Source organism: Streptomyces caatingaensis (assembly GCF_001187435.1).
Taxonomy (GTDB): domain Bacteria; phylum Actinomycetota; class Actinomycetes; order Streptomycetales; family Streptomycetaceae; genus Streptomyces; species Streptomyces caatingaensis.
The window spans coordinates 430,182-444,364 of the sequence record NZ_LFXA01000017.1 but is presented as its reverse complement, the minus strand read 5'-3'; the positions used below and the strand labels follow the sequence as shown (position 1 = coordinate 444,364).

The following is a 14,183-nucleotide window of genomic DNA, read 5'->3' as shown; positions in this document are numbered from 1 at the left end:
GGAGGCCGGCTCGACCCCGCCTCCACGGCCGCTGGTGGCGGCGGTCACCAGGGGATGCGCCGGCCGCGGGCGAGGAACGCCCCGGTGGGGCCGTCGTCGGGGAGGGTCGCCGCGTCGGCGACGTCCACCGCGGCCTCCTCGGCGGTGCGTTCGGCGGCGGGCGCCATCCGCGTCCGCACCCGGCCCGGGTTGACGGCGTTGACCAGCACCCCGGTGCCCCTGGTCCGTTCGGCGAGCAGGGTGGTCAGGCCGTTGACGGCGGTCTTGGACAGCGCGTACGCCGGCGCGCCGGACCACAGCCCGAGGTGGAACGATCCGGTGGCGCTGGAGACGAACACGACGCGCCCCCAGCCGCGGCGCACCATCCCGGGGACGAACGCCCGGGCCACCCGCCACCCGCCGAGCAGGTTGACGGCGACCGTGCGCTCGACGAGGCCGTCGGGCACGGTCAGCGGGTCGTGGCCGGCGTCGAGCAGGACCCCGGCGTTGCACACCAGGACGTCCACGGCGGGCAGTCGCTCCGCGGCCCCGCGCGCGGCGTCCGGGTCGGTCACGTCCAGGGGGTGCGCGAGGACGCCGGGGCCGGTGCGGGCGGCGGCGCGGGCGGCGGACGCGGCGTCGCGGGCGGTCACGACCACCCGCAGGCCGCGGCGGGCGAGTTCGGCGGCGACGGCGAGCCCGAGTCCCCGGCCGGCTCCGGTGATCAGTGCGGTGCGCGGTGTCATGGCGTCTCCCTCGCGTCGGCTGCGTCGGCCGGCCATGGTCTTCGCGCGGAGTCGAGCCGGGTTCGAGAGCGGCTTGTCACCGTCGCCGTGAGCGGGGGCGGAACGGCGAAGGAGGCCACCGGAGATGCGGATGGTGTTCACGGCGTGGGCGTGGCGGACTCATCTGCACGCGCTCGCGCCGCTCGCCCTGGCGTGCCGGGCGGCGGGGCACGAGGTGGTGTTCGCCGGCCAGCCCGCGCTGGTCGGCGACGTCGTGGCCGCGGGGCTGCCGGCCGCGGCCGTCGGCACGGACGTCGACTCCGTGGCCATGGTGCGGGAGTACCTGCTGCCGGCCGGACCGGGCGGCGGCCCCCGTCCCGGCGGTCCGCCGCGCGCCGTCCGCATGCTGCTCGCGCACGCCGAGGCGATGGCCGGTGACCTGGCCCGCCTGCTCCGCGGCCGGCGGGCCGACCTGCTGGTCCACGACGCGACGGCGCTGGCGGGCCCGCCGGCTGCCGCGGCGGCCGGGGTGCCTGCCGTGCGCCACCTGTACGGGGCGGACCTGCTGGCGGACGCGGGCCCGCTCCTGGCCGAGGCGCTCGCGCCCCTGGCCCGCCGCCTCGGCGCAGAGGCCTTCGACCCGTACGGGGCGGCCACCGTCGATCCCGTGCCGGCCGGTGTGCAGGTGGCCGGGCCCCACCGCCGGCTGCCGCTGCGGTACGTGCCGTTCGGCGCCCCCGCGCCGCGGCCGGACGTCCCTCCCCCGGCCCGTGGCCGCCCGCGGGTCTGTGTGAGCTGGGGGCACACCATCGCCCGGGTCGCGCCGGAGCGCTTCCCCGTCGGCCGGGTGGCCGCCGCCGCGGCCGGGGCGGGCGCGGACGTCGTCGTGGCGGTGTCGGCGGCGCAGCGGCCGCTGCTCGGTCCGCTGCCGGACGGCGTGCGGGTCCTGGTCGACGCGCCCCTCGACCAGGTCCTGGCCGGGTGCGACCTGCTGGCCGGGCACGGCGGTGCGGCGAGCGTCCTCACCGCGCTGCGGGCCGGCGTCCCGCTGCTGCTGGTGCCCCAGTTGCCGGACCACGCCGGGCACGCGGCGCGGGTGGCCGCGCGCGGCGCGGGCGTGGTGCTGGACGCGGGCGTGCTCGCCGGGGGCGCGGCGGGGGCCGCGGCCCTGCGGGAGGCGGTCGCCCGGCTGACCGGGGGCGGCGCCGCGGAGCGGGCGGCCGCCCGCGCGGTCGCGGAGGAGATGCGCGGGCGGCCGTCCCCGGCGGACGTGGCCGCGGCCCTGGAGTCCTGCGCCGCGTGAGTCCCGCCGGAGGGGGCGGTACGTGAGTCCCGTCAGACGGGGCGGTATTCGAGGAGCGCCAGGCTGCCCGGCTCCGGGTCGTTGGCGGGCCGGAAACCGGCGGCCGCGGCGAGGCGGTCCCACTCCCCGCGGTCGCGTTCCCGGCCGCCGATGACGGCGAGCGCCTCCACGTCCATCAGCTTGCCCACGTCCCACTCCCCCGGGCCCCGCAGCAGCAGGTCGACGATCAGCAGGCGGGCGCCGGCGTCGTCCCCGACGGCCCGCCGGATCCCGCGCAGGATGAGTCCGGCCTTGTCGTCGTCCCAGTTGTGGAGGGTGTGCTTGACGAAGTAGGCGTCGCAGCCGGCGGGCACCCCGGCGAAGAAGTCGGTCGGCACGACGGTGACCCGGTCGGCGACGCCGGCCTTCTCCAGCGTCTCGCGGGCCCCGGCGACGGTGTGCGGCTGGTCGGCGAGCACACCGGTGCAGGACGGGTGCCGGCGCAGGATCTCCGCCAGGAACTGGCCCTTGCCGCCGCCGATGTCCGCGATGCGGCGGAAGCGGCCGAAGTCGAACCCGTCGAGGATCCGGTCGGACGCCGGCCAGTGGTTCTGCTCCATCGCCCGGTCGAACAGCGCCCAGGTGTCCGGGTGCGCCCGCAGGTAGTCGTAGAAGGAGGTGCCGAAGACGTGGGACAGGGCCGTCCCGCCCGTGCGCAGGGTGTGCGCCACGTCCTCGTACGGCCGCCAGAACAGCGGGTCGGAGGCGAGCAGGAACATGTCGCGGACGCCCTTCGGGGCGTCGGAGACCAGCCCCTCGGTCAGCGGCGTCAGCGCGAACCGGCCGCCGGCCCGCTGCTCCAGGGCGCCGGTCGCCGCGACCGCCCGCAGCGCCCGGTGCAGGGCGTCGGTGTCGGCCGCCGTCTCCTCCGCGATCTCGGCGGCGGTCCGCGCGCCGGCGGCGAGCACGTCGGGCACCCGGAGCTCGACCAGGGCGCGGAGCGCCCCGAGGACCCACTTGCCGTACAGGAGGCCGAGGACCTGCTGCCGCGGGGGCAGGTCCGGGTCGAAGAAGCCGACGCCGCCGTGCAGTCCGCGCGGGTTCTCCCCCGCGTCCGTGCCCCCCGCGTTCGTCCCCTGCGCGTCCGTCCCCTGCGCGTCCATCGCGACCGCCTTCCGCGTGCCGATGATCCGAAAGAGCCGACAGGATCCTTCCCAACCGCCCCTCCCACACGGGGAGTTGCGTCTGCCGATCGTGGCGCAGCCGCCGCCCGCGGGCAACCCGCGCCGCGCGTCCCCCACCGTCGAGGGGCCGTCGAGCCCCTGTCGAGCGGGGGCGCCGACCATCCTGACCCTGATCGGCCACCGCGGACGGGCTGGACCTGGAGGGCTGTCATGTGCGGCGTCACCGGCTGGATGGACTTCTCACGGGACCTGACGGCCGCGCGCCCGGCCGTGACGGCGATGACCCGGGCCCTGGGCGCCCGGGGGCCGGACTCCGAGGGGACGTGGTGCGCCCGCCACGCCGCGCTGGGGCACACCCGGACCGCCGTCGTCGACCTGGCCGGCGGCGCCCAGCCGATGGCCGTCCGGGAGGGCGGGCGCACGCGGGCGGTCATCACGTACAGCGGCGAGGTCTACAACGCCGGTGAGCTGCGCGGCCGTCTGCGCCGCGCCGGCCACCGCTTCCGGACGGCCGGCGACACGGAGGTGGTGCTGCGGTCCTTCCTGGAGTGGGGGGCGGGCTGCGCGGAGCGGCTGGAGGGCATGTTCGCCTTCGGGGTGTGGGATCCGGGCCGCGAGGAGCTGACGCTGGTGCGCGACCGGCTCGGCGTGAAGCCGCTGTTCTACACGCGGCTGCCGGAGGGCGTCCTGTTCGGCTCGGAGCCCAAGGCGCTGCTGGCCAACCCGCTGGTGCGGCCGCGGGTGGACGGGGACGGGCTGCGCGAGCTGCTGGCCACGGCCAAGACGCCGGGCCGGGCGGTCTTCCGCGACATGCGCGAACTCCCGCCCGGGCACGTGGCGGTGGCGGGCCGCGGCGGCGTCCGCGAGACCCGCTACTGGGCGCTGCGGGCGGTGCCCCGCGCCGACGGGCGGGACGCGGCGGTCGCCGCGGTGCGCGGTCTGCTGGAGGGCGCCGTCCGCCGGCAGCTCGTCTCGGACGTCCCGCTGTGCACCGCCCTGTCCGGCGGCCTCGACTCCAGCGCGGTCGCCGCCCTGGCGGCCGCGGCTCCGGGCGCGCGGGACGGGCGCCGGGGGCGGACGGTGACGACCACCTTCGAGGGCTACAGCGCCGCCTTCCGCCCGGACGACACCCGGGGCGCGCCGGACGCCCCGTACGCGGCGGACGTGGCGCGCCGGATCGGCACCGACCACACCGAGATCGTGCTGACCACCCCGGAGCTGCTGGACCCGGGCACCCGGCTCGCGACGGTCCGCGCGCAGGACATGCCCACCCCGTACGGGGACATGGACGCCTCGCTGCTGCACACCTTCCGCCGCGTCAAGCAGCACTCCACGGTGGCGCTCGTCGGGGAGGGCGCGGACGAGCTGTTCGGCGGCTACCTCTGGCTGCACCGGCCGGAGTTCGCCGGGGCCCCGACCTTTCCCTGGGTGGCCATGGAGGACCTGCACGACAGCTGCCGGCCGGCGGGCATGGGGCGCGGCCTGCTGGCGCCCGCGCTGCTGGAGAAGATCGACATGCCGGGGCACTACGCCGAGGTCTACCGGCGCGCGTGCGCGGAGGCGCCGCACCAGGACGGCGAGGACGCCCGCGAGCACCGCATGCGCGAACTCTGCTACCTGCACCTGACGCGCTGGCTGCCGATGCTGCTGGACCGCGTGGACCGGCTGAGCATGGCCTCCGGGCTGGAGGCGCGCGTCCCGTTCTGCGACCACCGGCTGGTGGAGTACCTCTACAACGTGCCGTGGTCGCTGAAGACCTTCGACGGCCGGGAGAAGAGCCTGCTGCGGGCCGCGGTCGCCGGCCGGCTGCCGCGGCACGTGCTGCTGCGGCCCAAGAGCCCCTGGCCGGTGACCCAGGACCCCGCCTACGCGCGGGCGCTGCGCCGTGAACTGGCCGCTCTGCTGGACCGCCGGGACTCCCCGGTGCTGCCGCTGGTGGACACCGGCGCGGCCCGCCGCGCGGCGGCCGACGCCTCCGGCGCGGCCGGCGGCTGGCACAGCCGCATGAACATCGAGCTCGTCCTCCAGCTCGACCTGTGGCTGCGGCACTACGACGTCGAACTCGTCCTGTGACGGTGAACAGGACCGCGCACAGGCCCCTTTCGAGGAAGGACCGCCATGACCGACAGCCCGCGGCCCCTGCCGCTGACCCGGCGGCGTCCGCTGGACCCGCCGTCCGAGTACGCCCGCCTGCGCGCCGAATGCCCGGTCAGCCGGCTGCGGTTGCCGGACGGGAACGCCGGCTGGCTGGTCACCCGCTTCGCGGACGTGACGGAGGCCCTGGTCAGCCCGGCGGTCAGCGCCCGCCGGCAGTTCCAGACCACGGTCTCCTCGGTCACGCTCACCCCGGCGGAGTGGGCGGCCTCCGGGTTCGGCACCGCGTTCATCGGGATGGACCCGCCCGAGCACACCCGCTACCGGCGCCTGCTGACCGGGGAGTTCACCGTCCGCCGGCTGAAGGTCCTCGCCCCGCGCATCGAGGCGATCGTCGGCGAGCGGCTGGACGCGATGGCCGCCGCCGGCCCCCCGGCCGACCTGGTGCGGGACTTCGCGACCCCCGTGCCGTCGCTGGTCATCGGCGAGCTGCTCGGCATGCCGGCGGCGGACGTCGAGCGGTTCCGGCGGCACGCGGACGTGATGCAGCGGCTGGAGCGGACGAAGGAGGAGTTGCTGGCGGCGATGACCGGCATGGCCGACTGCATGCGCGCCCTCGTCCGGGAGAAGCGGCGGAACCCCGACGACCGGCTGATCAGCCGTCTGGTGCGGGCCGAGCCGGACGGCGGAGTACCTTTGTCGGACGACGAGTTGGTGGCCATCGGCAACCTGCTGGTGATCGCGGGCTACGCGACCACCGCCGGCATGCTCGGCATGGGCGCGCTCGCCCTGCTCACGCACCGCGGGGAGTGGGAGAGGCTGTGCGACCGTCCCGGGCTCGTCGAGGGGGGTGTGGAGGAGATCCTTCGCTATCTGTCGGTCGCGCCGTTCGGGCTGCCGCGCACCGCGCGGGAGGACACCGAGATCGGCGGGCGGCGGATCCGGGCCGGTGACCCGATCGTGCTGTCGATCGAGTCGGCCAACCGCGACCCGGAGCGCTTCGAGGCACCGGACGTCTTCGACGTGACCCGGCAGCCGGGACGGCACGTCGCCTTCGCCTACGGCGTCCACCAGTGCCTGGGCCAGCAACTGGCCCGCATGGAGCTGCGGATCGCGTTCGGCGCGCTGGTCCGCCGCTTCCCCGGCCTCCGCCTGGCCGTCCCGGCCGAGGAGGTGCCGATGCGTTCCGACATGCAGATCTACGGAGCCCGCGCGATTCCGGTCACCTGGTAGCCGCTCCGCCGCCACCCCCCACGCACCTGCAACTCCCCCATCAGACCGGGTGATTGGACCGATGCGATGAGAGTCCTGCTGAGATCGCTGCTCGGCGCCGCCGCGGCGCTGCTCCTGACGTGCGCCGGGATCCCGGCCGCGGGGGCGGCGCCCGCCGCGTTCCGGACGTACTACGTGGACTGCGCGAACGGGGACGACGCCGCGCCGGGCACCGACGAGAGCCACCCCTGGCGCACCCCGGCCCGCGCGTCGTCGGTCACGTACGAGGCCCGCGACCGCGTCCTCTTCCGCCGCGGGACGACCTGTGCGGGCCCGTTCGCCCCGAAGGGCTCGGGCACGGCCGTGGCCCCCGTCACCGTGGACGCCTACGGTTCCGGCGCGAAGCCCGGGATCGTCGGGGACGGTTCCCTGGCCGCCGTGCTGCTGCGGAACGTCGAGGGCTGGGAGATACGCGACCTCGACGTCTCCAACCCGGGCCCGCCGCCGGGCCCCGGCACCCTGCGCTACGGCGTCCTCGTGGAGCTGGAGGACCACGGGACCGGCCACCACTACGTCGTCGAGAACGTCGACGTGCACGACGTCGAGGGGTGCGACTGCCAGGAGCGGCACACCCCGGGCAGCAGCGCGGGCATCGCGGTGCGGGCGGCGGGGAGCACGACGCCGACCGCCGTCGACGACGTGCTGATCCGCGCCAACACCGTCCGCCGGGTGGGCCCCGAGGGCATCGCCACCCAGTCGGAGTGGCAGCACCGGCCCGAGTACCCCATGGGCAGGGGCACGCGGTACGTCCCGCTGACCGGGGTGCGGATCCTGGGCAACACCGTCGACACCGTCTCCGGGGACGGCATCCTGGCGTTCAACACGTCCGGCGCGCACGTCGCGTTCAACACCGTGCGGAACTTCGGGGCCGCCACCGCCCTGTACCGCTCCGGCATCGCGTCGGGCAACGCGGACGGCTCGGTCGTCGAGTCCAACACCGTCACGGACGCCCACGGCCCGCTCGCGAGCATCGCCTACGACATCGACCACGCGAGCAACGGGTCGGTGTTCCAGTACAACTTCAGCCGGGACGTCAACGGCGGGGCGCTGTTCGCGTGCAACTCGCCCGGGGAGAAGGCCGATCGCAACGTCTTCCGGTTCAACATCAGCCAGAACGACGGCTACGCGGACAAGAACGGGTTCGGCGTCGTCTTCCTGCCGTGCGGCCCGGCCCGGGACGTGGCCGTGTACGGGAACACCTTCTACGCGCCCGGGAGCCGGCTGCTGGTCGCGGCACCGGGGACCGTGTCGGTCGAGTTCTCCGACAACATCTTCGTCGGGCGGCCCGGCGGCTCCGCGGTCGAGGACACCCACGGCGTCTACCGCAACAACCTCTACCGCTCGGTCGTCGCCGTGCCGGCGGGCGACCCGCGCCCGGTGACCGGCGATCCGCTGCTCGTCGCCCCGGGCACCGCCACCGGGCCGGACGACGCGCAGGGCTACCGGCTGCGCGCGGGATCACCGGCCCTGCACGCGGGGGCGGCCATGACGAACCCCGGCTGGCACGACTTCTTCGGCAACCTCCTGCCCCCCTTCGCCCCGAACCAGGGGGCCTACCAGGGGGAAGGGGTCACGGCGGGGTGAGCCGGAGGCGGGAGGTCAGGGGCGCCGCGCGCCGGCCCCGCCCTGCTGCCCGGCCTTCGCCCGCTGCTTCTCCTTGACGCGGGCCGCCTCCTTGCGGACCTCCGCCTGGGTGGCCCGCTCCTTGCGGAGCCACTCGGGGTTCTCCTGCTTGAGGGCCTCGATGCGGTCGGTGGTGAGGGCCTCGGTGACGCCGCCGCGGGCGAGGCCGGAGATGGAGACGCCGAGCTTGGCGGCGACCACCGGGCGGGGGTGCGGGCCGTTGCGGCGCAGCTCGCGGAGCCACTCCGGCGGGTCGGACTGGAGCGCGTTCAGTTCGTCGCGCGAGACGGTGCCCTCCTGGAACTCCTTGGGGGTGGCCTCGAGGTACACACCCAGCTTCTTCGCCGCGGTCGCGGGCTTCATGGTCTGGGTGCTCTGGTGCGACTTCATGGGGTCCAGGGTATCGGGCGCGCCGGCCGGCCCCGACCACGCCCGGTGCCGCACCGCCCCGGGGGACACCCCCGGGCGCCCGGCCGCTCCTCGGGCCGCACCGGACCGGCAACCTGCGGGAATCCCGTAATCTGGCCGGGTGACAGGCTCGGAAGCACCTCCCTCGTTCCGGCTCGGGTACGTCCCGGGCGTGATCCCCGCCAAGTGGGTGCGGATCTGGCGGGAGCGGCTGCCCGGCGTCCCGCTGGAGCTCGTCCAGGTGCCCGCCGCCGACGCCCCGGGCGTGCTGCGGCGCGGCGAGGCGGACGCGGCGTTCGTCCGGCTGCCGGCCTGCGGGACGGACCTGAGCGCCATCCCCCTCTACACGGAGACGACGGTGGTCGTGGTCCCCAAGGACCACGTCGTGGCGGCGGTGGACGAGGTGGCCGCCGAGGAGCTGGCGGACGAGATCGTCTTCCACCCCCTCGACGACACCCTGGACTGGGAGCGGCCCCCGGGCCGGCCCGCCGTCGAGCGCCCGGCCACCACGGCGGACGCGGTCGAGCTGGTGGCCGCGGGCGTGGGCCTGCTCGTCGTCCCGCAGTCGCTCGCCCGGCTGCACCACCGCAAGGACCTCACCTACCGGCCGGTGACCGGCGTCCCGCAGTCGCGCGTCGCGCTGGCCTGGCCGGCGGAGGCCACCACCGACCGGGTGGAGGACTTCATCGGGATCGTCCGCGGCCGGACGGCCAACAGCACCCGCGGCCGCCGGGACGACGAGGGCGCGCAGGCCGCCAGGAAGCCCAAGGCCCGGGAGAAGGCCAAGGCGAGGGAGGAGCGCAAGCGCGCGGGGACGGCCGGCCGCCCCGTGGGCGGCCGCCGGGGGCGGGCGCGCCGCCGCTGACACCCGCGCAGCCCTGACAGGGGGTCAAGTGACTCCGGCCGCGCGCCGGGGATTTCAGCCGTAATCCCCGTCCCGGCCCACTCGGTCGGCCCATGTTCCTTACCGAATGGAGCAATACGACCACCCTGCGGATGCTCCGCCCGGGGTGCGGGGTGAACCTCGGATCAAGGAGGTACACCCCATGAAGTCAATTCGTACCGCTCTCTGCGGCACTCTGACGGCAGTCGCCGTCTGCGCGGCGCCCGCCGCCGCCTTCGCCCTGGAAGCCCCGGCCGTGCCCGGCGGCCAGGTCGTCAAGCACTGCGACCGTGACGACCACGGCTGCGGCCGGGACGACGGCTGGGACCGTGACGACCACGGGCGCGACCACGACGGCCGGGACGACGATCACGGCCGCGACCACGACGGCCGGGACGACGACCACGGCCGCGACCACGACCGTGACGACGGCTGGGCCCATGACGACCACGGCCGGGACGACCACGGGCGGGACGACCACGGCCGGGACGACCACGGGCGCGACCACGACCGGGGTCACCACGAGGACCACGGCCGTGACCACGGCCGGCACCACGGCGACCACGACCGGGGCGACCACCACAACCGCCCGCACGGCTGGTCGCACGCGGGCGGCGGTGCCACCGCGAAGGTGGCGGCGGCCGAGGAGTCGTCCTTCGTGGACACCCCGGTGCTCATCCTCGCGGGCGCCACGGCCGGTATCGCCGGCGGTCTGATCTGGTCCCGCCGCCGCGCGGACCGCACGGTCAAGCGCTGACGGGGAACCGACGGGAATCGGACCGGAATCATGTCGGAGAAGCGCACAGGCGGTCTCGGCCGCCTGCTGACAGGGGCGGCCTGGTTGGCACTGCTGCTGGCCCTGTGGCTATGGGGTCACGGCATCACCGAGGAGCCGATATCGACGGCTCCGGTCACCGGTGACGTCAAGCCCTCCGGCCGCCCCTCCGCGCACGGCCTGCCCCCGGCGCTCCCCCCGCTGCCGGGGGCGGCCCCGCAGACCCTGGCCATCAGGGCCCTGGGACTGCGGGCCCCCGTCGAGGGACACGGCCTCGACCCCCAGGGCGGGGTCGAGGCCCCCGCGTACACCCGGCCGGGGGTGGTGGCCTGGTACAAGGACGGCCCCGAGCCCGGCACGGCCGGCGCCGCGGTCATGGTGGGGCACGTCGACACCAAGACCTCGCGCGCCGTCTTCTACGAACTGAGCTCCGTCCGCACGGGGATGAAGATCACCGTGGGCCGGTCCGACGGCACCACGGCCGAGTTCACGGTCAACGACGTGGCCGTCATCCCCAAGGACCACTTCGACGCCGACCGCGCCTACGGCCGCGCGGACAGCCCGCGGGCCGAACTGCGGCTGGTCACGTGCGGCGGCGAGTACGACCGCGCGCGGCACGAGTACACCGCCAACGTGGTGGTGTCCGCCTACCTCACCGGCGCCGGGAGGACCCCGCCGCCCGCACCGCCCGCACCGCCCGCACCGCCCGCGCCCGCGAACCCGCCGGCGAACCCGCCCGCCAGCCCCCGTGCGAATCCGCCCGGGACGCCCCCCGCGAAGAAGCCCGCGCCCGCGCCCGCCCAGCCGGTGCGGCCGGTACGGCCCGCGCAGCCGGCGCAGCCCGTGCAGCCCGCGCCGGAGGCGAACGACGAGGGCAACGCGGAGGACCCGGCCGCGTCATGACGGGCGCCGGGCCCGCAGCGCGAACATGTGCGGCACCTTGGGCTCCGCCTCCGGCAGCCGCCACCAGCCGCTCTCCCCGTCCCGGACCATCCGCGCGAGGCGCGGCCACGGCAGCAGATCCGTCTCCCGCAGCAGCTCCACCGTCAGGCCGGCCCCGACGACGGCGGTGACGACGTCCCCCAGTCCGTGCCGCCACTCGTAGCAGGTCGTGTCGCCCGTGAGCGGCGGACCGTCCGTGTACGTACGGGAGTTGTCGCCGCGCAGCGCGCCCCGCCCCTCCAGGTAGTCGTGGCGCAGCAGCAGTTCGTCCTCGCCGGGCTCGGGCACCGGGCCGAGGGCGTTGAGCAGCGGGTGGAACTCGGCCAGGTAGAGCGTGCCGCCGGGGCGCAGCAACCGGGCGACGACGGCGGCCCACACGGTGAGGTCGGGCAGGTAGCACAGGGCGCCCTTGCCGGTGTAGACGATGTCGAACCGCCGCCCGTCCAGGGCCTCGACGGCCCGGTGCACGTCGGCGTGGACGTACTCCACGGCACGGCCGCGTTCGGCGGCCAGGCGGCGGGCCTCGGTGACGGCGGCGGAGGAGAAGTCGAGGCCGACGGTGCGGGCGGCGCCCCGCTCGTCGAACGCCTGGGTCTCGGTGCCGAGATGGCACTGGAGGTGCAGGACGGAGCGGCCGGCGAGGTCGCCGAGGTCGTCCCATTCGAAGGGTGCGAACCAGTCTCCGGCGGACCGCGAGCCGTCCAGTCCGTAGAAGGCGCTGGCGACGTGGACGGGCGTACGGGCGTCCCAGTTGCGCTCGTTGGCCCGCAGCATCTCTTCGGTGGTGGTGGCTCCTTGGTGCTCATGCGTCATGGGCGACTTCCTACCATCGCGGCCGCCGCGTCCACCACGGGGAAGGCGGTGCCGGCGGCGCGCCGCCAGCGGTTGCCGGGCAGCGCGGGGCGCAGGGCGGTGAGGGCGCCGCAGTACTTGGTGAAGACGGCGGGCCGTATGCCGTGGGCGTGCAGCAGCCGGTCGGCGTCGGTGAGGTGGCCGGCGCTCTTGGTCTCGACGAGGACGAGGCCGGGGGCGCAGCGGACGGTGGCGCCGGTGCGCAGGTCGGTGCAGGCCAGGGCGGCGTCACAGGTGACGCGTTCGCCGTCGGCGACCAGGGTGGCCCTGAGGTAGTCGGTGCTCAGGGAGGGGGTGAGGTCGTGGGGTGCTTCGATGCCGTAACGCTCGCGCAGGACGGCGGCGAGGTAGGCGCGGTACGGCGGGTCGAGCGGGGTGTCGGTGCCGGTCAGGGGGCGGCGGTGTTTGACGGTGTCGCCGCGCGGCCCTTTGAGCTTGATCTCGAACTGCCGCTCGCCGCTGTCCCGGTAGACCCGTTCGCGTATCTTGAAGCGCAGCCGTCTGCCCTGCCGGTGCTCGTGGAAGGAGCGCAGCCGCGGGGTGTCGTAGTAGACGGAGTGGTAGCCGAAGGCGCGGCGTCCGTCGATGGCCAGGGCCCGGAAGGGGCCGCCGGGTCTTTCCGGGTCGGTGAGGCGGGCGACGAGGTCGGTGAGGACGGCGGCGGGGACGAGGTAGCTGCGGTCGAAGCGGGTGAGCAGCCGGGCGCGGGCGTTGAGCCCGTCGAGGGTGACGGCGGGGGCGGCGGCGACGGTGCGGGCCAGGGGGTGGGCGGCCGTGGGAGCGGCGGTGCTCATACGGTCTCCCAGGTGTGCGTGCCGGTGCCGTGGCGGAGGGCGTCGCCGGTGCCGGCCGGCTGCGCGGGGGCGGTGCCGGGCGGGAACTCGCGGTAGCGGACGTCGACGACCATGAGGTCGCGGACGTAATCGATCTCCATGACGGTCCAGTTGAGCGGTTCGCCGAGGCGGCGGGCGAGGTCGGCGCGGAGGGCGGCGGGGTCGGCGTGCACGGTGTCGAGGGTGACGAGTGTGCGGCGCGAGCGGGGGTAGAGCCGGGGGTGGTCGGCGATCCAGACGACGGCCAGCAGGACGGCGCTGAGCGCGGCGGCGATCCACAGGCGCAGGTCCGGCAGTCCGCACAGCAGGCCGAGGACCAAGGTGTTGAAGTAGTAGGCGACTTCCTCGTGCTGCACGGCGTCGGAGCGGAGGCGGATGATGGACAGGACGCCGAAGAGGCCGAATCCCAGGGCGGTTCCGCCGGTGCCGACCTCGGCCAGGGCCGCGACGACGGCGAACAGCGCGACGTTCAGGGCGAGATAGGCCGGTACGAGGTCGCGCCGGCGGTGGCGCGGATGGTAGATCGCGAAGGTCAGCAGGCCGACGGCGAGCAGGTCGAGCCCCAGGTGCGCGGCGAGGTGTCGCACGGATTCCACGGTGTCATTCCTCCCTCTGCGTCTGCGGCGATCACAGACACCGGGGAAACGGTGGGTGAACGGCTCTCCCCATTCGAGCGAACCATGCGAATCCTTGACGGAGTTGTGGAGGAGCTGTCCGGATCCCGTGGCTGTCCGTCGTGATCGGCGGCCTTGCGCGGGGTGCGGCGGGTGTGCTGCGTGGGGGAGGGGCGGCCGCGGGCGGCGCACGGCGTCCGGTTCCTGTCGCAGGACGTCCGGTGACCCTCTGGTGCCGGGGGCCGCGCGGGGGCAGCCTGGAGGGGAGACGCGACGGACGGCCGGAGGGAGGGGTGCGGGCATGGCGGCGACGCGGGCGCGGCCCGGCGGCGCCCCCTCGCGGGTGGCGCTGACCCCGGCGGCGGCCCGGCTGGTCCGGCGGCTGGGCGAGGAGCACGGGCCGCTGATGTTCCACCAGTCCGGGGGCTGCTGCGACGGCAGTTCACCGATGTGCTTCCCGCGCGGCGAGTTCCGCACGGGCTCCTCGGACGTGCTCCTGGCGGAGCTGGCCGTGGAGGGCCTGGAGGAGCCGGTCGGCTTCTGGATGGCGGCGGACCAGTTCGCCTACTGGCGCCACACCCACCTGACGGTGGATGTGGTGCCGGGCCGTGGCGGCGGCTTCTCCCTGGAGGCGCCCGAGGGCGTGCGCTTCCTGATCCGTTCCCGGCTGCTGACGGACGAGGAGGCGCGGACCGCCGTGGTGCCGGGGTGACGCCC

Annotated in this window: 14 protein-coding genes; 8 read left to right on the top strand and 6 right to left on the bottom strand. The window is 75.6% G+C overall.

Annotated features, from left to right (window positions below; all coding sequences use genetic code 11):
- Window positions 1-44: 44 nt before the first annotated feature.
- Window positions 45-725, bottom strand: coding sequence for an SDR family NAD(P)-dependent oxidoreductase (locus tag AC230_RS24370; protein ID WP_049718464.1), 681 nt, complete (start codon window positions 723-725; stop codon window positions 45-47).
- Between the two features lie 124 nt (window positions 726-849).
- Here AC230_RS24370 and AC230_RS24365 point away from each other — a divergent pair, with 124 nt between their 5' ends.
- Window positions 850-2,007, top strand: a complete 1,158-nt coding sequence (locus AC230_RS24365) for a nucleotide disphospho-sugar-binding domain-containing protein (RefSeq protein WP_049718463.1) — start codon at window positions 850-852, stop codon at window positions 2,005-2,007.
- Between the two features lie 32 nt (window positions 2,008-2,039).
- Here the strand turns inward: AC230_RS24365 and AC230_RS24360 are convergent, their stop codons facing one another.
- Window positions 2,040-3,149, bottom strand: coding sequence for a methyltransferase (locus tag AC230_RS24360; RefSeq protein ID WP_107082228.1), 1,110 nt, complete (start codon window positions 3,147-3,149; stop codon window positions 2,040-2,042).
- 231 nt (window positions 3,150-3,380) lie between these two features.
- Between AC230_RS24360 and asnB the strand changes: the two genes are divergently transcribed.
- From asnB to AC230_RS24345, 3 genes are all read left to right on the top strand, one after another.
- Window positions 3,381-5,243: an asparagine synthase (glutamine-hydrolyzing) gene (gene asnB / locus AC230_RS24355; protein ID WP_049718462.1), complete on the top strand. Its 1,863-nt coding sequence runs from the start codon at window positions 3,381-3,383 to the stop codon at window positions 5,241-5,243.
- Between the two features lie 45 nt (window positions 5,244-5,288).
- Entirely contained in the window at window positions 5,289-6,497 is a 1,209-nt protein-coding gene (locus AC230_RS24350; RefSeq protein ID WP_049718461.1) for a cytochrome P450, read from the top strand.
- A gap of 66 nt (window positions 6,498-6,563) precedes the next feature.
- Window positions 6,564-8,120, top strand: coding sequence for a right-handed parallel beta-helix repeat-containing protein (locus tag AC230_RS24345; RefSeq protein WP_049718460.1), 1,557 nt, complete (start codon window positions 6,564-6,566; stop codon window positions 8,118-8,120).
- A gap of 15 nt (window positions 8,121-8,135) precedes the next feature.
- On the opposite strand, the gene AC230_RS24340 is transcribed toward AC230_RS24345, so the two are convergent.
- Window positions 8,136-8,549: a DUF5997 family protein gene (locus AC230_RS24340; protein WP_049718874.1), complete on the bottom strand. Its 414-nt coding sequence runs from the start codon at window positions 8,547-8,549 to the stop codon at window positions 8,136-8,138.
- Between the two features lie 139 nt (window positions 8,550-8,688).
- Here AC230_RS24340 and AC230_RS24335 point away from each other — a divergent pair, with 139 nt between their 5' ends.
- The 3 genes from AC230_RS24335 (at window position 8,689) to AC230_RS24325 (ending at window position 11,128) form a co-directional block, all read left to right on the top strand.
- The gene (locus AC230_RS24335; protein ID WP_049718459.1) at window positions 8,689-9,432 is read left to right on the top strand and encodes a LysR family transcriptional regulator substrate-binding protein; all 744 of its coding nucleotides are present in this window, start codon (window positions 8,689-8,691) and stop codon (window positions 9,430-9,432) included.
- A gap of 181 nt (window positions 9,433-9,613) precedes the next feature.
- A complete protein-coding gene (locus AC230_RS32745) occupies window positions 9,614-10,207 on the top strand; it encodes a hypothetical protein (protein WP_049718458.1) in 594 nt (197 codons plus the stop codon).
- A 30-nt stretch (window positions 10,208-10,237) separates the two neighbouring features.
- Complete coding sequence (locus AC230_RS24325) at window positions 10,238-11,128, top strand: class F sortase (RefSeq protein ID WP_107082227.1); 891 nt, start codon at window positions 10,238-10,240, stop codon at window positions 11,126-11,128.
- Here the strand turns inward: AC230_RS24325 and AC230_RS24320 are convergent.
- The 3 genes from AC230_RS24320 to AC230_RS32200 are packed head-to-tail and all read right to left on the bottom strand — an operon-like array spanning window position 11,123 to window position 13,448.
- The gene (locus AC230_RS24320) at window positions 11,123-11,980 is read right to left on the bottom strand and encodes a class I SAM-dependent methyltransferase (RefSeq protein WP_049718457.1); all 858 of its coding nucleotides are present in this window, start codon (window positions 11,978-11,980) and stop codon (window positions 11,123-11,125) included. The genes AC230_RS24325 and AC230_RS24320 overlap by 6 nt on opposite strands.
- Window positions 11,977-12,813 (bottom strand): polyphosphate polymerase domain-containing protein, encoded by an 837-nt coding sequence (locus AC230_RS32205; RefSeq protein ID WP_049718456.1) that lies wholly within the window; start codon window positions 12,811-12,813, stop codon window positions 11,977-11,979. Before AC230_RS32205 ends, AC230_RS24320 begins: the two co-directional genes overlap by 4 nt.
- Window positions 12,810-13,448 carry a DUF4956 domain-containing protein gene (locus AC230_RS32200; protein WP_053161365.1) on the bottom strand — a complete coding sequence of 213 codons (639 nt, stop codon included), beginning with the start codon at window positions 13,446-13,448 and terminating at the stop codon, window positions 12,810-12,812. Before AC230_RS32200 ends, AC230_RS32205 begins: the two co-directional genes overlap by 4 nt.
- A gap of 319 nt (window positions 13,449-13,767) precedes the next feature.
- Between AC230_RS32200 and AC230_RS24305 the strand changes: the two genes are divergently transcribed.
- Entirely contained in the window at window positions 13,768-14,178 is a 411-nt protein-coding gene (locus tag AC230_RS24305; RefSeq protein WP_049718455.1) for a DUF779 domain-containing protein, read from the top strand.
- The last annotated feature ends 5 nt before the right edge of the window (window positions 14,179-14,183 follow it).